Source organism: Geodermatophilus sp. SYSU D00700 (assembly GCF_054050255.1).
On sequence record NZ_JBJGZA010000001.1, the window covers coordinates 1 to 23,589 of the forward strand.

Consider the following 23,589-nt stretch of genomic DNA (forward strand, 5'->3'; position numbering starts at 1 on the left):
CCCCCCCCCCCCCCCCCCCCCCCCCCCCCCCCCCCCCCCCCCCCCCCCCCCCCCCCCCCCCCCCCCCCCCCCCCCCCCCCCCCCCCCCCCCCCCCCCCCCCCCCCCCCCCCCCCCCCCGGCGCGGGGTCGGGGCGCGGGGTCGGGGTCGGCCGCGCTCAGCCGGGCGGCGTCGTCACCACAGCGTCATCGAGCGGCGGAAGATGCCCGCGACGTCGTCCTCGGTCACCTCCCGGGGACAGGTGGCGAGCAGCCGCTGCTGCTTCATCGTCCCCGCGACCAGGTCGGGTACGTCGCCGTCGTCGAAGCCGACCGCGGCGATGCCGTTGGGCATGTCGATGTCGCGCATCAGGTCGGTGAGCACGGTCGGCAGGAACTCGGCGGGGTCGTCGGGCTCGCCGGCGTTGGGCGCGAGCAGCTGCGCGGCGCGCACGTGCCGCTCCGGCGCGGCCGCGAAGGTGAACCGGAAGGCCTCCGGCGCGGTCAGGGCCACCGACATCCCGTGCGGCACCATCGGCTCGCCGGCCGGGTAGTCCTTCGGGTGGAAGTCCTTCACCTGCCCGGCGATCGGGTAGGCGTTGGCGTGCGGGACGTGCACCCCGGCGTTGCCGAACCCCATCCCGGCGAAGGTCGCGGCCATCGCCATGTCCCCCCGCGCCTGCCGGTCGTCGCCGTGGCGGACCGCCCGGCGGAAGGACCCGGCCAGCAGCGACAGCGCCTTCTCCGACCACATGTCCGAGATCGGGTTGGAGCCGCAGTAGGGCACCCGTTGCTCGGCGGTCTTGCGGTCGTAGGTGGTGTACCAGCGCGCCGTGTAGCTCTCCAGCGCGTGGCAGAGGATGTCCATGCCCGACGCCGCGGTCACCCCCGGCGGCTGGGTGAGGGTCAGGTCCGGGTCGACGACGGCGAGGGTCGGGCGCAGCCGGGCGTGGCTGATGCCGGTCTTCACCCGCTGCGCGAGCACGTCCATCACGCAGATGGTGGTGCTCTCCGACCCGGTGCCGGTCGTGGTCGGGACGGCGACCAGCGGCTTGAGCGGCTCGGTCGGCGCCTTGCCCCTCCCCACCGGCACGTTGACGTAGTCCAGGAGCTCGCCGGGGTTGGTGGTGAGCAGGTCGACGGCCTTGGCGGTGTCGATGGCCGACCCGCCGCCCACGGCCACGAACGCGTCCCACGGCCCCGACGCGCGCGCCTCCTCCGCCGCCGCGGTGAGGCTGACGTCGGTGGGCTCGACGTGCACGCCGTCGTACACCCGCGCCTCGATGCCGAAGCGGCCCATCTGGTCGGCCACCCGCTGCGGCAGCCCGGTGGCCGCCACCCCGGGGTCGGTCACCACCAGCACGCGGCGCACGCCGAGCCGGCTGAGGTCGAAGCCGATCTCCTCCGACGCGCCGCTGCCGAACTTGAGCTGCGGCGCTCCGTAGGTGAAGACGGACTCGGGAACGGGGGCGCTCACGGGGACCTCCGGGACGGCCTGGATCGGGGACGGTCGTCGGTGCGTCGATGGTGCCCGCCGGTCGTGCCCGGCACCACAGCGCGGCGACGCCCCGGTCAGCCGGCCGTCTCCGGCGCCGAACTCGTACCGCCGCGCCGGGCGGCCCGGGCGGCGCGGGCGCCGACGGCGCCGGTGACGACGACCGCGACCAGGAACAGGCCGTAGGCCCACACCCACCCGTCGCCGGTGTCCATCTCGGGCAGGTACCAGACCAGCGCCACGAGCTCGAGCGACCCGAAGACGGTGTAGGTGACGCCCGCGACGAACAGCCGGCCGAGGTCCCGGTCACGGAGGACCAGCGCCGCGGCGACGCCGAGGGCGAGCAGCCAGGCACCGATCACCTGGGAGCTGAGCGGGGTGATCTCCCACGGCCAGAACGACGTGACGGTCTCGACGTGGTGGTGCACGAACAGCCCGCCGGCGAAGAGGACCCCGCCGGCCGCGAGCAGCAGCACCCCCTCGACGGCCAGCAGCCCGGCCAGCCAGCCCGGCACCGGCCGCAGCACCGCCGGCCGCCCGGTGCGGCGGACCTCCTGGGCGAGCACCACCGCCAGGCACAGCGCCGGGACGATCAGGTAGACGGCCAGCCAGGTCCAGGCCGTCACCCGGGCCACCGGCCCGCCGCTGAGCAGGTGCAGGCGGTGGGTGTGGACCAGCGTCGCGACGCACGTGACGACGGTGAAGACGGTGACCGTGAGCACCGGGATCCGGATCCGGCTCCAGCGGTCCTCCCGCAGCGACAGCGCCGACAGCACCGCGCCGACGCCGTAGGCCGCGCCGAGGAACGCGGCGGTCGGCTCGGTGCGGATCGTCCAGGCCCAGTAGCGGTCGGCCACGTCGGCGAGGACGAACAGCTGGTTGACGGCGAGCAGGGTGAGCACCAGGAAGGCGACCAGCAGGCGCCGGGTGCCGGGGCGGACCTCCTCGCCCGTCTCCCGCGCCCGCTCCTCGACCTGCCCCATCGGCTGCCGCCAGCCCCTCGGCCCGGGTCCCCCTCCTGCGCCGGACACCGCGACCGGCGCCCCAGGCTCGCGCGCCCGCCTCACCTGCGCCAGGGCCCATCGGCCTCAGCCGCGCACGTTCTCCGTCCAGACGTCCCAGCCCAGCCGCACGATGAGCGCGCTCACCACCACGAGGAAGACGACCCGGATGAACCCGGTGCCCCGGCTGGTCGCCGTCCGGGAGCCGACGTAGCCGCCCAGCGTGTTGGCCGCACCGAGCGCGAGGCCCAGGCCCCAGACCACCGACCCGTGCGGCACGAAGAACGCCAGCGCCCCGAGGTTGGTGGCGACGTTGACGATCTTGGCCTTGGCGCTGGCGTTGAGGAAGTCGTAGCCGAGCAGCGACACCAGCGCGAAGACGAGGAACGAGCCCGTGCCCGGCCCCAGGACGCCGTCGTAGAAGCCGATGACCGCCCCGACCGCCAGCGCCGTGCCGTGGTGCCGGCGGCCGGTGTGCCGCAGCGCCGTCACCTCGCCCAGCGACGGGCGGAGCGCGGTGAACAGCGCGATGCCCACCAGCGCGACCACGATGACCGGCTTGAACACCTCCGCCGGCAGCAGCGCCGCCACCGACGCCCCGCAGAACGAGCCCACCAGGGCGACCGCGGCCATCGGCAGCGCCGTGCGCAGGTCGGGGTGCACCCGCCGCTGGTAGGTGACCGCGCTGGTGGTGGTGCCGAACACCGACCCCAGCTTGTTGGTGGCCAGCGCCTGCACCGGGGACAGGCCCGGGACGAGCAGCAGCGCCGGCAGCTGGATCAGCCCGCCGCCCCCGACGACGGCGTCCACCCAGCCGGCCGTCAGCGCGGCGAGCAGGACGAGGGCGAGCAGCGGCCCGGTGAGGCCCTCCGGGAGGAACGCGTCGGTCACCGGCAGCCCGCCCGCACTGCCGGCGTCCCCGTCGTCACGGGGACCCAGTCTCCCCCAGGCGCGCGGCTGCGGAACGGGCGGGTCCGGCCGGGCCGCCGGCCGCGGTCAGACGCGGCCGGCGGTCAGGTCGCGGACCTCGGCGTAGCGCTCGCGCACCGCCGGGGTCGGGTCGGCCTCGTGCAGCTCGGTGCCCGGCCGCTCCCACGCCGGCGGCTCAGCGTCCCCGGACAGCACCCAGGCGGCCTGCCGGGCGGCGCCGTCGGCGACGTACTCCCCCGGCGGCGGCACCAGCACCGGCACGCCGAGCACGGCCGGGGCGATCGCCCGCACCGCGGCCGACCGGGCGCCGCCGCCGACCAGCAGCACCCGCCGCACCTGCGCGCCGGTCGCGCGGACGGCGTCCAGGCCGTCGGCCAGCCCGCACAGCAGCCCCTCGACCGCGGCGCGCGCGAGGTGCGCCGGGGTCGACGTCGCGAGGGTGAGCCCGTGCAGCGCGCCGGTGGAGTCCGGCCGGTCCGGCGTCCGCTCGCCCTCCAGGTACGGGACCAGCGCCAGCCCGCCGGCCCCCGCGGGTGCCGACAGCGCCAGCCGGGACAGCTCGTCGTGGTCGACGCCCAGCAGCCGGGCCGTGGCGTCGAGGACGCGGGCGGCGTTGAGCGTGGCCACCAGCGGCAGGTACCGGCCGGTGGCGTCGGCGAACCCGGCGACCGCACCGGTGGCGTCGGCGGCCGGGGTGTCGGACACGATCGACACCACCCCGGAGGTGCCGACCGAGCAGACGACGTCGCCGGGCTCGGCGGCCAGCCCGAGCGCCGCCGCGGCGTTGTCCCCCGTGCCCGGCCCGAGCACCGCGCCGGTGGCCGAGGTGCCCGCGGCCTCGGCCGGGCCGAGCACCCGCGGGACGGCCGGCGTGCGGCCGAGGGCCCGCTCGAGCAGGTCGGGGCGGTACTCGCCGGTGGCCGCCGACCAGTAGCCGGTGCCGCTGGCGTCGCCGCGGTCGGTGACCAGGGCGCCGAGGCCGGGCGTCCCGGCCAGCACCCAGGTCAGCCAGTCGTGCGGCAGGCACACCGCGGCGGTGCGCTGTGCGTTCTCCGGCTCGTGCTCGGCCAGCCAGCGCAGCTTGGTGACGGTGAACGACGCCACCGGCACCAGGCCGACGGCGTCGGCCCACGCCCGCGGGCCGCCGAGCTCACGGGTGAGGTCGGCGGCCGCGCCGGCGGAGCGGGTGTCGTTCCAGAGCAGGGCGTCGCGCACGACCCGGCCGTCCTCGTCGAGGCAGACCATGCCGTGCTGCTGCCCGCCGACGGCCACGGCGGCGACGTCGTCGAGCCCGCCGGCCTGCGCCACCGCCTGATCCAGGGCGGCCGCCCAGGCCGCGGGGGCCACCTCGGTGCCCTCCGGGTGCGGCGCCCGGCCCTCGCGCACGAGGGCACCGGACGCCGCGTCCCGGACGACGACCTTGCAGGCCTGGGTCGAGGTGTCGACCCCCGCGACCAGAGGCATCAGCGGGCGCCGAGCAGGTGCTCGAGGGCGAGCTGGGACAGCCGCACCTGGCCGCCCCGGCGGGCGCCGGCGGACTCGGCGTCGAAGTCCTCGAACGCCGAGCGGTCGGCCAGCAGCTGCTCGTGGGACTCGCCGTCGCCGAGGGTCGGCTGGGCGAGCTCCGGGACGGCGGCGTCGGCGAGGGCCTCCTGGACCTCCGGGTCGGCGCGGAACGCGGCGGCCCGCTCCTTGAGCAGCAGGTAGGTGCGCATGTTGGCCTCGGCCGACTCCCAGACGCCCTTCAGGTCCTCGGTGCGCAGCGGCTTGTAGTCGAAGTGGCGCGGGCCCTCGTAACGGGGACCCCCGGAGGGGAAGCCGTTCTCCAGCAGGTCGACGGTGGCGAAGGCGGAGAGCAGGTCGCCGTGGCCGAACACGAAGTCCTGGTCGTAGCGCGGGCCCTTCTGGCCGTTGAGGTCGATGTGGAAGAGCTTGTCCTGCCACAGCGCCTGGGCGATGCCGTGGGTGTAGTTGAGGCCGGCCATCTGCTCGTGGCCGACCTCGGGGTTCACACCCACCAGGTCGGCGTGCTCGAGGCCGTGGATGAAGGCGATGGCGTGGCCGATGGTCGGCAGGAAGATGTCGCCGCGCGGCTCGTTGGGCTTGGGCTCCAGGGCGAAGCGCAGGCCGTAGCCGCGGTCCTCGGAGTACTGGGCCAGGGTGTCGATGCCCTCGCGGTAGCGGTCCAGCGCGGCCTTGAGGTCCTTGGCACTGTCGACCTCGGTGCCCTCGCGGCCGCCCCACAGCACGTAGGTGGAGGCGCCGAGCTCGGCGGCGAGGTCCATGTTGCGCATGACCTTGCGCAGCGCGTACCGGCGGACGCCGCGGTCGTTGGCGGTGAGCGCACCCTCCTTGAACACCGGGTGGGTGAACAGGTTGGTGGTCACCATCGGCACGACCAGGCCGGTGTCGGCCAGCGCCTGCTTGAAGCGCTCGATGGTCTTGGCGCGCTGGTCGTCGTCGCTGCCGAACGGGATCACGTCGTCGTCGTGGAAGGTGACGCCGTAGGCGCCCAGCTCGGCGAGCTTCTCGACGGACTCGACCGGGTCGATCGCCGGACGGGTCGCGTCACCGAAGGGGTCGCGGGCCGGCCAGCCGACCGTCCACAGACCGAAGGTGAACCTGTCCTCACGGGTGGGCTGCAGGGGCATGGGGATCCTTCCGCCGGGCACCGGGGCGCTCGTCCGGGTGACGCGGGCCACCGCTTTTGTGCTGCGGTAGAACATAAACGATCCACCCGGCTAACCTCAACCCGTGTCCGACGGCCGCGTCCTCACCGGTGCCCGGCAGTCGACGCTGCGGGCGACCAACCTGGCGCTGGTCCTGCGCGCGGTGTGCGCCGACCCCGGCGAGCTGTCGCGGGCCGGCGTCGCGGCGGCGCTGGGCACCACGCGCGGCACGGCGTCCCGGCTGGTCGACGACCTGGTCGCCGGCGGCCTGCTCGACGAGGTCGAGCGCGGGCCGGCGTCGCGCCGGGGCCGGCCGGCCACCCCGCTGGCACCGGGGTCGGGGCCGGCGGGGCTGGGCATGCAGGTCGACGCCGGGCTGGTCGCGGTCCGGGTGGTCGACCTGCGCGGGCGGACGGTCGCCGAGCGGCTGCACGAGGAGGACCTGCGCGGCAGCGACCCGGTCGCCACGCTGGACCGGCTCGGCCGGCTGGGCGCCGAGGTGCTCGGGTCGCTGCCCGCCGGTGTGCGGGTGGTGGGCGCCGGGCTCGCGCTGCCCGGCCTGGTCGACGCCGGGCGGGGCCTGCTGCTGCGGGCGCCCAACCTCGGCTGGTCGCGGGTGCGCCCCGCCGACGTGCTGGCCGACCTGCTCCCCGACGGGCTGGTCCCGGTGCTCGGCAACGAGGCCGACCTCGCCGCGCGCTGCGTCGCGCAGAGCGCCCCGGGCCGGCCGGGGCCGCACCGGGACTTCGTCTACCTGTCGGGGCAGATCGGCATCGGCGGGGCCGCGGTGCTCGGCGGCCGGGTGATGACCGGCAGCTCGGGCTGGGCCGGCGAGATCGGCCACGTCTGCGTCGACCCGGCCGGGCCGGACTGCCCGTGCGGGTCGACCGGGTGCCTGGAGCGCTACGCCGGCCGGCTGGCGCTGCTGGCCGCCGCCGGGGTGCCCGCCGACGCCGGCCCCGCGGAGCTGCGGGCCCGCGCCGAGGCCGGCGACCCCGGCGCCCGCCGCGCGCTCGACCGCGCGGCGTGGGCGCTGGGCGTCGCGCTGGCCGGGGTGGTCAACGTGCTCGACATCCCCACGGTGGTGCTCGGCGGTCACCTCGCCGAGCTGACCGACCTGCTGCGCCCGGGGCTGGAGGAGCACCTGGCCCGGCGGGTGCTCTCGGCCCGGTGGCGCCGGCCGTTCGTGGCGGCGGGCGGCGCCGTGCCGGCCGCGGGGGCGACCGGCGCGGCGCTGCGCGCGCTCGACGCGGTGCTCGAGGACCCGGTGCGCTGGCTGGCGCCCGCGGCGCGGGAGGTCGCGGCTCAGCCCACGTAGTTGACGTGCACGTGGTCGTAGTGGTTGGCCGTGACGCCGCCCCGGTCGGCCATGGTCGACCACGAGCCACCCGGCGAGGAGAGCATCCGCTGCTCCCAGATGAGGTAGTCGACGCCGAGCTCGTCCCAGTGCTCGACGTGGTACTGCACGATCGCGTCGCCGAGGGCGGCGTCGGTCAGCACCATGTAGTCCAGCGCCAGGCCGGAGGGGTGCCCGCCCGGGTCGGCCGCGCTCGCGCGGGTGCCGCCGAGGGTGATCGACGCGGCGCCGGGGACGTTGCTGACCACGGCGTCGGCGGCGGCCTGCACCACCGAGCGCACCGGGCCCGAGGTGTTGGTGATCCGGGCGACGCGGGAGGCCGTGGTCCCCGACGACGAGGACGAGGCCGACGACGAGGCGGCCGGGGAGGACGCCGCCTCCGACCCGCCGGACTCCCCCTCGGCCTCCTCCGCCGCCGCCTGCGCCTCCGCGGCCTCCGCGGCGGTCTGGGCCTCCGCAGCCGCGGCCGCCTCGGCGGCGGCCCGCTCGGCGGCGGCCTGCGCCTCCGCGGCGGCCTGCGCCTCGGCGGCGAGCCGCGCGGCCTCGGCCGCCTGCGCGTCGCGCACGGCCTGGTCGGCACCGGCCTGCGCCTGCGCGGCGGCGGTCTCGGCGGCCTCGCGGCTGCCGCGGCTGGCCGCCAGCTCCTCGAGCACCTGCAGGTCCTGCGGCTGCACCTGCGGGACCTCGGTCGCGGTGCCGGTCTGCGCGGGCAGGCCCAGCGCCTGGGCGACGGTCACGGTCTCCGACGTCCCCGCCTGCGCCTCGGCGGCCGGGTCGGGGCCGACCAGCACGTTGGCCACCAGCGCGCCGGCGGCGGCGACGCCGAGCAGCAGCGCGGGGCGGCGGACGGGGGCGCGGCGGGACCGGCGGGCGGCGCCGGCGGCGGGCCGCGGGATCTCGGCGGTGGGGGCGTCCATCGGAGGGAGGTGCTCCAGGGGTACGGGCACGGCGCGGCCGGCGGCGGCGCCGTGGAGGGGTGCGGGGCAGTGGGCGGCACCGGCCGTCGGGGCGACGCGGGCGCACCGGCGGGCACCACCCGAGGAGCTCGGGTGGGCGCGGTGCGGCGTCGGGACGGCCGGGCGCGGTCAGATGCGGGAGCGCACCCGGGTGCGGCGGAGCCGGCGGGGTGGTGCGGTCGTGCTGCAGAAGCGCGCCATCCGGCGGGCTCTCCGTTTCTCCCGTGGGCCGCCTACCGGGTCAGCTGACGGGTTCGGGCGGGAAGCAGCCCTACCCGCGGCCGGACGGTGTCCGGCGGGCGGGATTCACCCCAGTGGTGCGGTGGGTCCCCGGCTCGCCCGGGAGGGCGACTCGGCGGCATCCGTCCGGACTCCCCGGACGGGGACTGACGGCCGGTCGGACGGCGGCCACGGTAACCGTCGTTACCGCACCGTGACAATCCCGCGGCGGCGGAGCGTGACGAGCATCGCGTGTCGCGGCGGCGTGTCGGGCCGTCAGGCGCCGAGCAGCCGCCGCAGCCAGTCGACCTGGGTGCGCACCGACCACAGCGCGAGGCGGCCGGGCACGGTCACCGCGGCGCGGGCCACCCGCACCCCGAGCCGCACCAGGTCGGCGTACTCGGCCGGCCGGGGTGCAGGCGCCGGGCGGGCGGCGCGGCGCGGGGCGGACGCGGGCGGGGCCGCCGCCGCCTCGGGCTGCGGACCGGGCGCCGTCCCCTGCTCCGGCGGGGGGGCCCCGGGCACCAGCAGGTCGAGGCCGCTGCGCCGGCGGGGGTCCCGCAGCGAGGCGAAGGAGGGGATCTCCGGCGCGTCGGGCGCCCCGTCGTCCTCGGCCGGCAGCGACAGCTGCCCGTCGCGCGCCGCCGTCCCCGATCGGGGCAGCGGCGTGGGCGGCTCCGGCACGACGCGGCGGATCGCCGTCACCAGGCCCGCGCCCAGCCCGGGCACGGCGGCGAGCTCACGGCGGCTGAGGGCGGCGAGCGCGGCGACGTCGGTGATGCCGGCGCGGGTCAGCGCGGTGACTGCCCGGGTGGGCAGGCCCAGCGTCTCGATCGTCCCCGCCGGAGCGTCCCCCGGTGACCTGGTCGGCATGGCGGAGGACCCTAACCGCCCGCGGTCAGCCGGCCGCACCCGTGTCGGGAGCCGCGCTGCCCCCGTCGGGTGCCGACGACGTCGCCGACCCCGGGGACGTCGCGCCCGACGACCCCGACGGCGCGGGCTCCGAGGGCTCGCTCGGGGCGGGCTCCGACGGCTCGCTCGGGGCCGCCCCGGTCGGGTCGGTCGGGGCCGGCTCGGTCGGGGCGCTGTCCGAGGGCGCCGGCTCGGTCGGCGCGGGCCCGGTGGGGTCGGTCGGGGCCGGCTCGGTCGGGACGCTGTCCGAGGGCGCGGGCTCGGACGGGGCGGGCTCCGAGGACACCGCGTCGGAGGGGGCCGCGTCGGAGGGGGCCGGGTCGGAGGGGGCCGCGTCGGAGGGGGCCGCGTCGGAGGGCGCGGGCTCGGCCGGCGCGGGCTCGGGGGACGCTGCGTCCGGGGACACGGCGGCGTCCGACGGTCCCGGTTCCGCGGGCGCGGGCTCGGCCGGCGCGGGCGCGGCCGGGCCGGACCCGGACGGCACCGACAGCGCCGCCTCGGGACCCTCACCTCCCGCGGGCGCACCGCCCTCGGGCGCCGGTGCCGGTGCTGCCGGGGTGACCGCGACGCGCAGCGTCACGGGGGCGCCGGGCTGCAGCGGGACACCGACCGGGTCGAGGCCCGAGACCGTGCCCGGCTCGACGGCGGTCGTCACCTCGTCCTGCCGCTGCACGGTGAGACCCAGCGCGGTGAGGTCCGCGGCGACGTCGTCAGCAGGGCGCCCGACGTGGTCGTTGGCGGCGAGGACCACCGAGCCGGCCGCCGCGGCGCCCTCGCCGGTGCCGGCGCCGGTCTCCGCGGCCTGCGCGGGAGGCTGCCCGCCGCCGGAGCCACCCGGCCAGAGGAGGACCGCGAGCAGGCCCGCGAGCAGCACCGCCAGCACCGGCACCAGCACCGCCGGGCGCCGGCGCGGCGACCGCGAGGCACCGGACACCTCCGCGGTCTCCCCGGGTGGCAGGTCGTCCGGGGACACCGGCTCCGGGGAGGGCACCGTGACCGCGGCCGTCTCGACCAGCGCGGCCGGCGGGGCCGCGGCGACCGCCCGGGAGGGCGACGGCGCCCCGGGGCGCGGCCGGGCGGTCTGCTCGATCGTCTCCTCGACGGCGGTCAGGAACGCGTCCGCGTCGGGCAACCGCTCACCGGGGTCCTTGACCAGGGCGGCGTCGATGAGGGAGCGGACGCCGGGCGGGACGTCCTCGGGCAGTGGCTCGGGAGCCTCGCGCACCTGCTTGAGCGCCACGGTGACCGGGTTGGTGCCGTCGAACGGCGCGTGCCCGGTGAGCGACTCGTAGCCGACCAGGCCGAGGGCGTAGACGTCGCTGGCCGGGCTGACCCGGTCGCCGGCGGCCTGCTCCGGCGACATGTAGCGGGCGGTGCCGATCACCTGCCCGGTGCCGGTCAGCGGCACGCTCTCCGCCGACCACGCGATGCCGAAGTCGGTGAGCTTCACCCGGCCGTCGGGCCGGACCAGGATGTTGGCCGGCTTGACGTCGCGGTGCACCAGGCCCGCGCGGTGGGCCTCGGCCAGACCCGCCGCCGTCTGCTGCAGCACCGAGAGCGCGGCCTCGGGTTCCAGCGGCCCGTCGGCCGAGAGCCGGTCCGACAGCGGCGCGCCGTCGACGAGCTCCATGACCAGGTAGGCCAGGTGCTCGCCGGTCGCCTCGTCGTCGGACTCGCCGTAGTCGAGGACGGCGGCGATGTTCGGGTGGCTCAGCGCCGCGGCGTGCCGGGCCTCGCAGCGGAACCGCTCGAGGAACACCGGGTCGTCGGCGTACTCGCTGCGCAGGACCTTGACCGCGACCGGCCGGAGGAGCAGCCGGTCGCGCCCCCGCCACACCTGGCCCATGCCGCCGCGGGCGATCAGCTCCTGGAGCTCGTAGCGGTCCCCCAGCGTCTGCCGGCCCGTCTCCAGCGAGGTCACGTCCCTGGCTCCGTCCCGTACTGCCCCCGAGGGGCTGTGTCCCCCAGGGCTCCGTCCCCCGATCCACGCGGCCCCCGTCCGGGGGCTCGTGCGGCGTGCCGGTGGTCTGACGCGCCGCTCCCCTGTGGTTCCCACCGGGCACCGTCCTCAACCCCCAGGTGGGACAGCCCTCGCCGTCCGGCAGCCGGTCGGCGAGGATCCCCGGGAAGCCGCGGCACCGGCGCCGCGGAGGCACCCGGAGGTCGCCCGTGGACTCGGCTCTCGCCACCGTCGCCCTGCCCGCGGCCCTGGCCGTGGTCATGCTCGGCCTGGGCCTGTCGCTGACCGTCGACGACTTCGTCCGCGTCACCCGCCGGCCGCGGGCCGCGGTGGTCGCGCTGGCGCTGCAGCTGCTCGTGCTCCCGGCCCTGTGCTTCGGCCTGGTGGTGCTCGCGGGGCTCGAGCCGGTGCTGGCGGTGGGCATGGTGCTGCTGGCCGCCTCCCCCGGCGGGACGACGGCGAACCTGTTCAGCCACCTGTTCCGCGGCGACGTCGCCCTCAACGTGTCGCTGACCGCGGTGAACTCGCTCCTCGCGGTGGTCACCCTGCCCCTGGTCACCAACCTGGCGGTCGCGGTGTTCGACCCGCCCGGCGCCGGGGAGATCGGCCTGCAGTTCGGCAAGACGGTGCAGGTCTTCGTGATCGTGCTGGTGCCGGTGGCGCTCGGCATGCTGGTGCGGCGCTGGTCGCCGGCCTTCGCCGACCGGATGGACAAGCCGGTGCGCGTCCTCTCGGCGGTCGTGCTCGCCCTGGTCATCGTCGGCACCGTCGTCGCCGAGCGGGAGAACGTGGCCGGCTACCTGCGCGAGGTCGGGCTGGTCGCGCTGGCCTTCTGCCTGCTGAGCCTGCTGATCGGGTTCGCCGTCCCCCGGGCGGTCGGCGTCGGGCACCGGCAGGCGGTGGCGTGCGCGTTCGAGATCGGGGTGCACAACAGCACGCTGGCCATCGCCGTCGCGATCAGCGTGCTCGGCAGCGTGGAGCTCGCGGTCCCGGCCGCCGTCTACGGCGTGCTGATGTTCCCGGTGGCGGCCCTCGTCGGGTGGGCCATCACCCGCTCGGCCCGCTCGTCGGAGCGCGTCCCCGCCTGACCGGACCACCGGCGCGCCAGCGCCGGGACGACCTCCGCGCCGGCGGTGCCGGCAGCGGCCCACCCGAGGACGACCAGCCAGGCCAGCGGGTCCAGCGGCGTGCAGCCGAAGAACCGGCTGACCCCCGGGGTCTGCACGACCAGGGCCAGCACCGCCAGCGACCCGGCCGCGGTGGCCAGCACCAGCGGGCTGCGGCGGCCGGCCCAGGCGGTCTGGCCCAGCTGGGTGGCGATCAACGCGGCGAGGCCCATGGTGCTCGCGCGCCGGCGCAGCAGCGGCGGCCAGCCGGTGGCCCACGCACCCACCGCGCCCGCCGCGGTGGCCGCGCCGCGGACGGCGACCTGGTGCCGCACCGCCTCGGTGAAGCCGCGGTAGGGCCCGGCGAGCAGCACCGGCGCCAGCGGGTGGCCGGCCAGCGGCCCGTCGTCCGCGCCCGGGGCGGCCGCCCGCGGCTGGGCGACCGCGACGGCCAGTGCCGGGAACATGTCGGTGAGCAGGTTGACCAGCAGCAGCTGGCGGGTGCCGATCGGCGCGCGCCCGCCCAGTGCGGTGCCGAGCACGGTGAAGGTGACCTCGCCGGCGTTGCCCCCGACGAGGATGGCGACGGCGTCGCGGACGCGGGACCACAGCGCCCGCCCCTCGGCGACCGCGTCGACCAGCCGGGTCAGGTCCAGGTCGGTGATCACCAGGTCGGCGGCGCTGCGCGCGGCGGGCGACTCGGCGCCGGCCACGCCGACCCCGACGTCGGCCAGGCGGATCGCGGCGGCGTCGTTGACCCCGTCGCCGGTCATCGCCAGCGTGGCCCCGGCGCGGCGCAGCGCGGCCACCAGCGTCACCTTGTGCTCGGGGGTGAGCCGGGCGAACACCGCCGACTCCCGCACCAGGCGGGCCCGCTCCCCCTCCGAGGCCCGGGCCAGCTGCGCGCCGGTGACCACCCGGTCGGCGTCGGGCACGCCCGCCTGCGCCGCGATCGCGGCCGCGGTCTCGGGGTGGTCGCCGGTGGCCACCAGCACCCGGATGCCCGCCGCGCCCAGCTGCTCGACCGCCGCCGCCGACGAGTCGCGCACCGTGTCGGCCAGCCCCACCAGGCCGCGCAGGGTGAGCCCGGCCGCCGCCGCCTCGAGGTCCTCCGGCTGCCCCTCGACCGCCCGGTCGGCGACGGCGAGCACCCGCAGCCCGTCGCAGGCCAGCTCCTGCACCCGGTCGGCGGCGTCCCCGGCGTCGGTGCACAGCCGGAGCACGACCTCGGGCGCACCCTTGACCACCAGCCGGCCCGAGCGCAGCGCCGCGGAGAAGCCGCGCCCGGTGGCGAAGGGCACCGAGGCCTCCGGCTCCCCGTCGCACGCCACGCCGCGGTCGTCGGCGGCGGCCACGACGGCGCGGTCGGTCTCGTGCGCGTCGGTGTCGCCGGTGCCCACCCCGGCCGCGGCGAGGCGGAGCAGGCCGTCCTCGCCGTCCCCGCCGTCGGCCAGCGGCAGCAGCCGCACCACCTGCAGCCGGTTCTCGGTGAGGGTGCCGGTCTTGTCGAAGCAGACGGTGTCCACCCGCCCGAGCGCCTCGAGGACGCGGGCGCTGCGGACCACGGCGCCGCGCCGGGACAGCCGCCGGGCCGCGGCCTGCTGCGCCACCGTGGCGACCAGCGGGAGGCCCTCCGGGACCGCGGCGACCGCGACGGCGACCCCCGCGCTGACCGCCTCGCGCAGCGGCCGCCGCCACAGCACGCCGAGCGCGGTCACCGCGCCGCCCCCGGCCAGGGTCAGCGGGAGCACCGACCGGGTGAGCTCGGCCAGGCGGGCCTGCACGCCCGCCGGCGGCGCCGTCCCCCCGGCCGCCCGCGCGGCCCGCCCGGCCTGGGTGGCCGGCCCGACGGCGACGACGACGGCGCGGCCGCTGCCGGCGACCACGGTCGTCCCGTCGAAGAGCATGCAGCGCCGGTCGGCCACCTCGGCGCCCGGCGTCGCGGCCACGGCCTTGGCCACCGCCAGCGACTCCCCGGTCAGGCTGGACTCGTCGACCTCGAGGTCCTCGGCGGCGAGCAGCCGCGCGTCGGCGGTGACGACGTCGCCGGAGCCCACGAGGAGCACGTCCCCGACCCGCAGCGCGCCCGCGGGCACCTCCTCGGACCCGCCGTCGGTCTCCCGCCGCACGCAGGCGTCCTGCTCCAGCAGCAGCGACTCCAGGGCCGTCTCCGCGCGCATCCGCTGGGCGGCCCCGAGCAGGGCGTTGCCGACGGTGACCCCGCCGACCAGGAACGCGTCCGCGGTCTCGCCGAGCACGGCCGTGGCCCCGGCGCCGGCGCCGAGGACGGGGGTGAGCGGGTCGGCGAGCTCGGCGGCGACCGTGCGCCCGAACCGGACCGGCACCCGGACCACCGCCACGCCGGTCCCCCGCCGCCACGCCCGCGCCAGCGGCCCGGGTGGCGCGTCGTCGGCCCGGGGCAGCTCGGCGAGCCGGCGCAGGACGTCGTCGGGGTCGAGGGCGTGCCACGGCGTGTGCACCGACGGCGCGGGCGGCGGGCGGCGCGCGGCCCGGACCCCCGTCACCGTGCCGTCGAGCATGGTCCAGACGGTCGCGGTCTTGCCCGGCGTCGTCGCCCGCTTCTGCCCGCCGCGGGCCGAGCCGACGGCGGCCAGCAGGCTGCCCAGGACGTTGCCGGTCACCGCGCTCTGCACCGCTCGCCGGGCCACCGCCCGCGCGTCGGTCACCGCCCGCACCACCCGGCAGGCGTCGGCCAGGCCGGACCCGGTGACCAGGTCCGCGCCCCAGGCGGGCGACCGGCCGGGCCGGACGGGGGCCACGGCGACGTCGGCGGCGAGCAGGGCGGCGGTGTCGGCGGCGGCGACGAGCAGCACGCCGGGCCCGTCGGCCTGCAGGCGGCGGACCACGTGCAGCAGCGACTCGTCCGCCGGGGCCACCTCGTCGGCGAGCCCGGCGACCTCGCGCGCTCCGGCGTGGGGGGTGAGCACCAGGCGGCACCCGGTCGCGGCCGCGGTGGTCAGCAGCGCCTCGGCGTGCGGGTCGAGCTCGGGGGCGACCAGCACGGAGCCGACCCGGCGGCGCCCGTCGTAGAGGGTCCGCAGCGACGCGCCGGGGGCGTCCGGGGCCTCCCGCGGGTCACCGAGCCGGGTCCCGCGCCGGCCCGCCCCGTCCGAGCCCCCGCCGGTGGCGAGCAGCCGGGCGGCGGCGGTCCAGACGGCGGCGTCGTCCCACCCCTCCGCCTCGGCGGTCGCCTCGAGGACGACCGGCGGGCCGGTGCACAGCGTGCCGCCGTCGACGACCACGACGCCGACGCGGTCGAGGCGGCGGTAGGCCATGCCGTCCAGCGGCAGGACGCCGGCGCGGCACATCAGCAGGTCCAGCGTGGCGGCGAAGCACTCCCGGCCCTGCAGCGCGGCCTTCGGCGAGAGCGCCTTGACCAGGTCGGCCGACCGGCCCGGCCGGCCGGTGAGGGCCAGCACGGTGAGCACGGCGGCGGTCGTCGTCGGCCCGAGCCGGGACTGGTAGCGGCCCACGAGGCCCGGGGCCAGCGGCACCGGCCGCTTCCCGGCGTCGGCGGGGCCGGGGTCGGGGTCGGCCGCGTCCGGCTCGGGGCGGCACAGCTCGTCCTCGCGCCGTTGCCACACCTGGCGCCGGGCGCGCACCTCCAGCACCTGCTGGGCGGAGGCGGCGGCGTTGATCGCGGGCACCGTGGGGCTCTGGGTGGCCGAGTGCAGCACCGCCGAGAGCCCCTCGAGGACCAGCCGGGCGCCGAACCGGCCGACCCGCCGGACGAGGAGGTCGGTGAACCAGTCCTGCGAGTCGAGCAGCGTGACCGCCAGCGTGGCGTGCCGGCTGAGGGCGGGGACGGGCAGTACCCGGCCCGTGAGCGCGGCGGCGACGCCCAGCGCGTCCACCGCCGCCGCGGCCGCCGCGGCCAGCAGCGGCTCGAGGTCGGCGGGGTGGTCGGCCGGCTCGTGGAGGACCCCGCTCCGGCGCCCGGCGGTCTGCACCGCCCGGACGCTCTCGACGACGTCCTCCACGTCGACCCGCCGCTCGTCGACGGCGACCAGCACCCGGCCCAGGACGTCGTTGACCGTCGCCCACTGCACGCCCTCGAGGCGCTCGAGCTGCCGGCGCATCGCGCGGCGGGCGTCGGGCGGGGCGTCCGGGGGCGGGGCGGGGACCTCGACCTGCACCAGCCCCCGGTCGGCCCAGACGCGCGGCGTGTGCCGCCCGCCCACCGGCTCGAACATGCCCGAGGCGACCTCGGCCAGTTCGCGCAGCCGGCCGGTGGGCAGCGGGTCGGCACCGGTCACCAGCGTGCCGACCGCCCGCACGCCGGAGGCGGCCGCCGAGGCGAGGTCGACCGGCCGGCCGGCCACCCGGGAGGTCAGCCCGGCGGCGGTCTTGACCGCGGCCCGCGACGAGCCGACGAGCAGCCCGGTGGTGAGCAGGGCCGGGGCGGCGGCCACCTGCGCGCCGGCGACCGCGAGGCGGGCCGTCGCGCGCAGGGCGCGCCGGGCCGTGGCGGCCCGGCGGAGGACGCTCACCCCGCCGTCCCCGTCCGGGTTCCCCGCCGTCCGGCCACTGTTCGCCTCCCCGTGCCCCAGGTCACAGCATCCACCGGACCGGGTCCGTCCGCATCCCCCTCGACGGATCGGGTTCAGGACCACACGCCGGGCAGGACCCGCCAGATGCGCTCGATGTCGGCCACGCCCGGCTCGTCGCCGTTGCAACTGGCCGCCACCGCCGTGTGCCGGTCGGCCGAGACCCGCATGATGCTGAGGGAGCCGGCCCAGTCGCCAGCGTGCTCGAGCGCGCCGCCCCGGGCGAGCCCGATGCCCGCGCCGTAGTCGACGGTGCCGTTGACCGGCGCCGGGTCGGCCAGCCGGGCGGCGAGCAGCGCCTCGCCCCCGAGCCGGGGCGCGCGGTACTCGTCGGTCCAGCGCACCAGCTCTGACGGCGTCGTCACGACCGACCCGGGGCCGAGGGCCTCGAACCGCGAGCCGGCGACCCGCCACGGTGCCGTGGCCGAGTCCCTGAGGTGGCCGCGCGCGGAGGAGTCGTCGGGCGAGTCGGGATCGGCGACCGTGGGATCGAGCTCCATGGCGAGGCCGAGGGGCTCGAAGACCCGGATGCGGAGGAAGTCCCCGAGCGGCTGCCCGGTCGCCGCCCGCACGACCTCGGCCAGCAGCACGTAGTTCGAGTTCGAGTAGGCGAAGCCCTCCGCCTCCGGCAGCTCCGGATGAGCGGCGATCGCCTGCACCGCCTGCTCCTGCGTGGTCACGTCGGTGGCCGCGGACCCGGCGGCCTCGAGGTCGGCGACGTGGTCGGGGATGCCGCTGGTGTGGTGCACGAGCTGGTCGAGCGTCACCTCCTGCGCCCAGGCGGGCAGGCCCGGCAGCCACCGGGACACCGGGTCGCCGAGGGTCAGGACGCCGTCCTGCGCGAGCAGGAGCACGGCCGTGGCGGTGAACTGCTTGCTCACCGACGCGACGTCGAACCTGGTCTCCGGGGTGAGCGGGCGCCCCGTGCGCACGTCGGCGACGCCCCGGGCGGCCGCCCACACCACCTCTCCGTCGACGCCGACCGCCAGGGAGCACCCGGGCTCGTCGTCGGCCAGCACCTCGTCGACGAGCGCCTCGCTGCGGGCGATCCGCTGCTCCAGGCCGGACGCCACCGTCGCCGCGGCCTCCTCCCCGGAGGTCCCGGTGGACGAGGTTCACGCCCCGAGGACCGCGACCGCGGCCGCCAGGGCGGCTCGGCGGAGCACGGGACGACGGTGGGCCCCCGCACCGGCCGCGGGGAGGTCATCCGGCGTCGGCCCAGGACCGGACGACGGCGACGTCGAGGGGGAAGTCGACCGGGAAGTCGCCGAACAGCAGCCGCCCGGCCGTGCCCGCCGCCGCCCGCACCTGCTCGGTGACCGCGTCGGCCAGGTGCGCCGGGGTGTGGACGACGACCTCGTCGTGGAGGAAGAACACCAGGTGCGGGCGCCGGTCGAGCCGGCCCTCGCCCAGCGACCACAGCCGGTTGCGCAGGTCGGCGAGCCAGCACAGCGCCCACTCCGCGCCGGTGCCCTGGACGACGAAGTTGCGGGTGAACCGGCCCCACGAGCGGCGGGCGCGGTCGGTGTCGCGGCCGCCGGGCTCGGGTGCCTCGCCGAGGTCGGCGTCCCGCTGCGCCCACGCGCCGCCGGGGGCCGGGGAGCCGCGGCCGAGCAGGGTGTGCACCACCGCGCCCCGCTCGCCGGCCCGCGCGGCGTCCTCGACCAGGCCGATGGCCCGCGGGTAGCGGCGGGCCAGGCGCGGCATCACCCGCCCGCTCTCGCCTCGGGTGCCGCCGTAGAGCGCGCCCAGCACGCCGACCTTCGCCTCCGCCCGCGTGCCCACCACCCCGGCGGCGACCATCCCGGCGTAGAGGTCGGCCGCCCGCGCCGCCTCGGCCAGCGCGCCGTCGCGGCTCATGCCGGCGAGCACCCGCGGCTCGAGCTGGGCGACGTCGGCGACGACCAGCCGCCACCCCTCGTCGGCGACCGCCGCCGGCCGCACCTGCACGGGCACCGACAGCGCGCCGCCGCCGGAGGAGGCCCAGCGCCCGGTGACCACGCCGCCGGGGAGGAACACCGGGCGGAACCGGCCCTCGCGCACCCAGGCGTCCAGCCAGCTCCAGCCGTTGGCCGCCAGCAGCCGGGCCAGCCGCCTGTACTCCAGCAGCGGCGGCACCACCGGGTGCTCGAACCGCTCCAGCGTCCACGACCGGGTGTCCTCGACCGGCAGCCCGGCGGTCTGCAGCGCGCGCAGCAGCGCGGCGGGCGAGTCGGGGTTGAGGTCGGGCGCGCGCAGGACCGCGCGCACCTCGCCGGCCAGCCGCTCCAGCACCGGCGGGCGCATCCCGGGCGGTGGCCGGTCGCCGAGCAGCGCGGTGAGCAGCCGGCCGTGTTCGTCGGCGCGCCAGGGCAGCCCGGCCCAGGTCATCTCCGCGGCCGCCAGCGCCCCGGAGGACTCCGCGGCCAGCAGCAGCCCGAGCCGGCCCCGGTGCGCCGACGCGGCGACGGCGGCCTGCTGGCGCCGGTGCTCGGCGACCGGGTCGAGCCGGTCGGCGGGGTCGGCGAGGCAGAACAGCGCCGGGTCGTCCGCGGTCACCGGTTCCAGCGCCGCCCAGCCCGGGTCCTCCGCCGGGCCGGGAGCGGCGAAGGGCGACCCGCGCAGGACGGCGGCACACAGCCGCAGGTCGGTGCACCGCTCCACCCGCACGCCGGCGTCGAGCAGCGCCGGGTACCAGCGGGTGGTGTCGTCCCACACCCAGCGCACCGGGGCCGCCCGCTCCCGCGCGGCGACCCAGCCCGGCAGCTCGCCGGCGGACAGGACGGTGACCGCGCCGGGCGTGCCGTCCTCGGCGCACGCGGTGGCCGTCACCGCCGCGCCGTCGCGGCGCAGCAGCACCCGGTCCACCCGCGCAGTCTCGCCGACCGGTGCGACAGCGCCCGGGACACCGGGCGCGCAGACTGGCGGCGTGCCCGTCTCCGCCGTCACCCGCCGGGGCGTGGTGCGCCTGCTGAACACCTCCGGCGGGCGGGTGCTGGTCCTGGCCGGGGAGGTCGACGCGGCGGCGGTGGAGGCGTTCTGGCGCTGCTATGGCCGCGAGCCGGTGCGGGTCGACGTCGTCGACGCCCGCTCGGTCACCGCGCTGTCGCCCTCGGGCCGGGAGCTGCTGGCCGGCACGCTCGAGTGTGCCGAGCGGTCCGGCCGGCCCGTGGCGCTGCGCTCCTCCCCCGCCGTGCCGGGACCCCGCTGACGGACCCGTCGACGTCGCGGACCGGAGCGGCCACGATCGGCGGCACCCCCGCCGCGAGGAGGTCCCGGTGACCGCACCGCTGCAGCTGCGCCCCGGCCTGACCGTGTCGTCGGTGCGCGGGCCGGTCGGCGAGCGCGCCCGCCCGCCGGCTCCCGAGCACCGGGTGCTGGTCAACGTCGGCCGCCCCTACCGGCTGCTGGAGACCCTCGCCGGGACCGAGCACCGCACGCCCGGCCTGCCCGGCGACGTCGCGGTGGTCCCCGCGGGCGCGCCGTTCGCCGTCCGCAGCCGGGACGGGACGCCGCAGCAGGTCGCCGCGCTCGTCGTCGCGGTGACGCCGGAGCTGCTGGGCGAGGTGCTCGCCGAGGGCGGGGTGCGGCGGGCCGCCGAGCTGCTGCCGGTGGTCGGCGCCCGGTCGCCGGCCGTCGCCGCCCTCGCGGGACTGCTGTCGGCCGGCCTCGACGACCGCACCGACGTCGGCCGGCTGGCCCTGGGGACGTTGGCGCAGGCGCTGGTCGCGGCGCTGGCCCGCGACCACACCACCGCGCCCCCGGCCGCCCCGCGCCCCGGCGGGCTGTCGCCGGCCCAGCTCGACCGCGTGCTGCGGCACGTCGAGGAGCACCTGGCCGGGCCGATCGGCGTCGCCGACCTCGCCGCCCGCGCGCAGGTGAGCGAGTTCCACTTCAGCCGGCAGTTCCGCGCGGCCACCGGCACCAGCCCGCACCGGTACGTGGTGCGGCGCCGCGTCGAGCGCGCCCGCGAGCTGCTCACCCGCTCCGACCTCCCGCTCGCCCAGGTCGCCGTCCGCTGCGGGTTCGCCGACCAGAGCCACCTCACCCGGCACACCCGCCGGGAGCTCGGCGCCGCCCCCGGTGCGCTGCGGGCCGCGGCCCGCGGCCGCTGAGCAGGAACCGACGACCGGACGGCAGGGACGTCCACGCGCACGGCCGGCGCGCCCGGCCAGGCTCGCTGCACCGACACCCGAGAGGACGGAGACCCGCCGTGCAGACCACGACCACCGACCCGCAGGCCGACACCGACGTCGTGGCGGAGGTGTACGCCGCGTTCGCGCGCCGCGACCTCGCCCGCATCGCCGCGCTGTTCGCCGCCGACGGCGTCATCACCCAGTCACCCGCGCTGCCCTGGGGCGGCACGCACACCGGTCCCGAGGGACTGGCGACCTTCCTCGGCACGCTCACCGCGCACCTGGACTCCACCCCGGTGACCGAGCGGCTGTTCGCCGACGGCGCGGGCCGGGTGGTGCAGGTCGGCCGCACCCGCGGCACGGTGCGGGCGACCGGCGCCGCCTTCGACGTCCCCGAGGTGCACCTGTGGACCGTCGCCGACGGGCGGGTGCGGCGGTTCGAGGCCTACGTCGACACCCCGGCCATGCTCGCGGCGCTCGAGCGGCCGGCGTCCTGACCGGCGGGTGCCGGGCACGTCCCCCGCGGGGACGTGCCCGGCTCAGGACCGGTGGCGGGCGGCGTGCGCCGCGCGCTCCGGTACCGGGGCCAGGCGCCAGCCGGCCGCCCCGGTGAGCACGATCGCGACGGCGAAGGCGACGTAGAGCCAGGCGGCCGGGCGGTCCCAGGCCACGTGCTCCCGGTGCAGCAGCACCACGAGCAGCTCGAGGGCGCCGAAGAGGGTGTAGGCGATCGTCGCGGTGCGCAGCCGCTCCAGGTCGCCGGCCAGCGCGGCCAGCGCCGTGGCGATGCCGAACGCGATCAGCCAGGCACCCACCACCCGCGCGGTGAGCGGGGTCAGCGTCCAGGGCCACAGCGTCTCCGAGGTCGTCGGCGACACCGAGATCGCGGCGCCGACGGCCAGGAGCACCACCGACTCGACGGCCAGCGCCGCCCGCAGCACCACCGGGACCGGGAACCGCCGGGGCGGGTCGGTGCCCGGCGCCCGCTCCTGGAAGGCCAGGACGACGAGGATGCCCACCGGGATGAGCACGTAGACGGCGGTCCAGAACCAGGCCGCGCCGCGCGCCAGGGCCGGGGCGTCGGCGAACTCGGCCGCGAAGTGCATGCGGTCGGCGTGCACCAGCGTGGCGACCAGCGTGAGCAGGGTGAACACCAGCACGGTGAGCACCGGCACCCGCGTGTGCGCCCAGACCGGGTCGCGCAGCGACAGGACGACGAGGGTGAAGCCGGCGGCGTAGCCCGCGCCGAGGAAGGCGGCGGTCGCCGGCGGCTGGATGGTCCACGCGAAGCTCTCGGCGGTGCGGCTCGACAGGACGAACAGCGCGCCGAAGCCGAGCGCGGTGAGCACGCTGAAGACGAGCAGCAACCCGCGCATGGCCGGCAGGAGCTCGCGACGACGGTCGGCCGCGGGGCGCACGGCCGTGGTGGCAGGGTCCACCGGGGACCTCCGTACTCGGTTGCCTCCCCCGTGCGCGGCCCATTGCAGCACCGCGGCGGGGCCCTGTCACCGGAGTTGCGCCCGCCTCGCGGACGTGGCCGACGACACGGCCGGCCGGGGCGGCGACCGTAGGCTGGACCGGACCCGACCGAGGAGGCACCCGGGGATGGCGGCCGACGACGGCGCGAGCGCGCCCCAGTCCCAGACGCTCGACCGCGGGCTGCGCATCCTCGAGCACCTGGCGACCGCGGGCTCGCCCCGGCCGGTCGCCGAGGTCGCCGCGGCCGTCGGGCTGCACCGTTCCATCGCCTACCGCCTGCTGCGCACGCTGGAGGACCACCAGCTCGTCGAGCGCGACGCCGCGGGCCACTACCGCCTCGGCCTCGGCATGGCCGCACTCGCCCGCGGGGTGCGCGCCGACCTGCAGACCGCGGCGCTCCCCCGGCTCGACGCGCTGGCCGCCGAACTGGGCATGACGGCGTTCCTCGTCGTCCGCGCCGGCGACGAGGCGGTGACCGTGGTCAGCGTGGAGCCGCACGACACCGCCGCCCACGTGGCCTACCGGCCCGGCACCCGGCACCCCGTCGGCCGCGGCGCCCCCGGGCTGGCGCTGCTCGTGCCGCAGCCGCCCGCGCCGGACGACCGCGCCGCGCTCGTCGAGGCGCGGCGCGTGGGCTGGGCCGCCTCGCACGGCGAGGTCGTCCCGGGCCTCCGGTCGGTCGCAGCACCGGTCCTCGGCCCCGACGGCGGGGCGCGCGCCGCGATCGCCGTCGTCTACGTCGACGACGGCGCCGACGTCGACCGGGTGGGCCGCCGCGTGGCCGCCGCCGCCGCCGAGGTCGCTGCCGCGCTGCGCTGAGCCTCTGCCCTGTGCCGAGTCGCCGC

18 protein-coding genes and 1 riboswitch are annotated in these 23,589 nt (G+C 78.4%); of the genes, 6 read left to right on the forward strand and 12 right to left on the reverse strand.

The annotated features are described in order from the left end of the window. Positions 1-173 precede the first annotated feature (173 nt). The 5 genes from ACI79V_RS00005 to xylA form a co-directional block, all read right to left on the reverse strand. Positions 174-1,454: a hydroxyacid-oxoacid transhydrogenase gene (locus ACI79V_RS00005; protein ID WP_456885654.1), complete on the reverse strand. Its 1,281-nt coding sequence runs from the start codon at positions 1,452-1,454 to the stop codon at positions 174-176. Positions 1,455-1,549: 95 nt separating this feature from the next. Then, a complete protein-coding gene (locus tag ACI79V_RS00010) occupies positions 1,550-2,455 on the reverse strand; it encodes a hypothetical protein (protein ID WP_456885656.1) in 906 nt (301 codons plus the stop codon). A 105-nt stretch (positions 2,456-2,560) separates the two neighbouring features. Then, complete coding sequence (locus ACI79V_RS00015) at positions 2,561-3,364, reverse strand: sulfite exporter TauE/SafE family protein (RefSeq protein WP_456885659.1); 804 nt, start codon at positions 3,362-3,364, stop codon at positions 2,561-2,563. Positions 3,365-3,469: 105 nt separating this feature from the next. Further along, positions 3,470-4,867: a xylulokinase gene (gene xylB / locus ACI79V_RS00020; protein WP_456885661.1), complete on the reverse strand. Its 1,398-nt coding sequence runs from the start codon at positions 4,865-4,867 to the stop codon at positions 3,470-3,472. Beyond that, positions 4,867-6,054: a xylose isomerase gene (xylA, locus tag ACI79V_RS00025; RefSeq protein WP_456885666.1), complete on the reverse strand. Its 1,188-nt coding sequence runs from the start codon at positions 6,052-6,054 to the stop codon at positions 4,867-4,869. The genes xylB and xylA overlap by 1 nt, the downstream gene beginning before the upstream one ends. 103 nt (positions 6,055-6,157) lie before the next feature. Here xylA and ACI79V_RS00030 point away from each other — a divergent pair, with 103 nt between their 5' ends. Next, on the forward strand, positions 6,158-7,390 hold the full coding sequence (locus ACI79V_RS00030; protein ID WP_456885669.1) for an ROK family transcriptional regulator: 1,233 nt from the start codon (positions 6,158-6,160) through the stop codon (positions 7,388-7,390). Here ACI79V_RS00030 and ACI79V_RS00035 read toward each other — a convergent pair. From ACI79V_RS00035 to ACI79V_RS00045, 3 genes are all read right to left on the reverse strand, one after another. Continuing rightward, complete coding sequence (locus ACI79V_RS00035; RefSeq protein ID WP_456885672.1) at positions 7,378-8,346, reverse strand: hypothetical protein; 969 nt, start codon at positions 8,344-8,346, stop codon at positions 7,378-7,380. The two genes, ACI79V_RS00030 and ACI79V_RS00035, sit on opposite strands and share 13 nt — an antisense overlap. A gap of 253 nt (positions 8,347-8,599) precedes the next feature. Next, positions 8,600-8,753: riboswitch (cyclic di-AMP (ydaO/yuaA leader) on the reverse strand. Positions 8,754-8,880: 127 nt separating this feature from the next. Continuing rightward, complete coding sequence (locus ACI79V_RS00040; RefSeq protein WP_456885676.1) at positions 8,881-9,477, reverse strand: DNA-directed RNA polymerase subunit alpha C-terminal domain-containing protein; 597 nt, start codon at positions 9,475-9,477, stop codon at positions 8,881-8,883. Between the two features lie 25 nt (positions 9,478-9,502). Next, entirely contained in the window at positions 9,503-11,437 is a 1,935-nt protein-coding gene (locus tag ACI79V_RS00045) for a protein kinase domain-containing protein (protein ID WP_456885679.1), read from the reverse strand. Positions 11,438-11,685: 248 nt separating this feature from the next. Between ACI79V_RS00045 and ACI79V_RS00050 the strand changes: the two genes are divergently transcribed. Then, on the forward strand, positions 11,686-12,564 hold the full coding sequence (locus tag ACI79V_RS00050) for a bile acid:sodium symporter family protein (RefSeq protein WP_456885682.1): 879 nt from the start codon (positions 11,686-11,688) through the stop codon (positions 12,562-12,564). On the opposite strand, the gene ACI79V_RS00055 is transcribed toward ACI79V_RS00050, so the two are convergent. The 3 genes from ACI79V_RS00055 to ACI79V_RS00065 all read right to left on the reverse strand — a co-directional run bounded on the left by ACI79V_RS00055 (position 12,477) and on the right by ACI79V_RS00065 (position 19,997). Beyond that, on the reverse strand, positions 12,477-17,093 hold the full coding sequence (locus ACI79V_RS00055; RefSeq protein WP_456885685.1) for an HAD-IC family P-type ATPase: 4,617 nt from the start codon (positions 17,091-17,093) through the stop codon (positions 12,477-12,479). The two genes, ACI79V_RS00050 and ACI79V_RS00055, sit on opposite strands and share 88 nt — an antisense overlap. A gap of 113 nt (positions 17,094-17,206) precedes the next feature. Then, entirely contained in the window at positions 17,207-18,223 is a 1,017-nt protein-coding gene (locus ACI79V_RS00060; protein ID WP_456885687.1) for a serine hydrolase domain-containing protein, read from the reverse strand. A 130-nt stretch (positions 18,224-18,353) separates the two neighbouring features. Beyond that, positions 18,354-19,997 (reverse strand): bifunctional 3'-5' exonuclease/DNA polymerase, encoded by a 1,644-nt coding sequence (locus ACI79V_RS00065; protein WP_456885689.1) that lies wholly within the window; start codon positions 19,995-19,997, stop codon positions 18,354-18,356. 61 nt (positions 19,998-20,058) lie between these two features. On the opposite strand from ACI79V_RS00065, the gene ACI79V_RS00070 reads away from it, so the two are divergent. From ACI79V_RS00070 to ACI79V_RS00080, 3 genes are all read left to right on the forward strand, one after another. Then, positions 20,059-20,340 carry a hypothetical protein gene (locus ACI79V_RS00070; RefSeq protein ID WP_456885691.1) on the forward strand — a complete coding sequence of 94 codons (282 nt, stop codon included), beginning with the start codon at positions 20,059-20,061 and terminating at the stop codon, positions 20,338-20,340. A gap of 67 nt (positions 20,341-20,407) precedes the next feature. Beyond that, positions 20,408-21,244, forward strand: a complete 837-nt coding sequence (locus tag ACI79V_RS00075; protein ID WP_456885693.1) for a helix-turn-helix domain-containing protein — start codon at positions 20,408-20,410, stop codon at positions 21,242-21,244. A gap of 98 nt (positions 21,245-21,342) precedes the next feature. Continuing rightward, entirely contained in the window at positions 21,343-21,762 is a 420-nt protein-coding gene (locus ACI79V_RS00080) for a nuclear transport factor 2 family protein (protein ID WP_456885695.1), read from the forward strand. Between the two features lie 42 nt (positions 21,763-21,804). Here ACI79V_RS00080 and ACI79V_RS00085 read toward each other — a convergent pair whose 3' ends face one another. Further along, a complete protein-coding gene (locus ACI79V_RS00085) occupies positions 21,805-22,704 on the reverse strand; it encodes a hypothetical protein (protein ID WP_456885696.1) in 900 nt (299 codons plus the stop codon). Between the two features lie 166 nt (positions 22,705-22,870). Between ACI79V_RS00085 and ACI79V_RS00090 the strand changes: the two genes are divergently transcribed. Then, a complete protein-coding gene (locus ACI79V_RS00090; protein ID WP_456885698.1) occupies positions 22,871-23,563 on the forward strand; it encodes an IclR family transcriptional regulator in 693 nt (230 codons plus the stop codon). Positions 23,564-23,589: the final 26 nt, after the last annotated feature.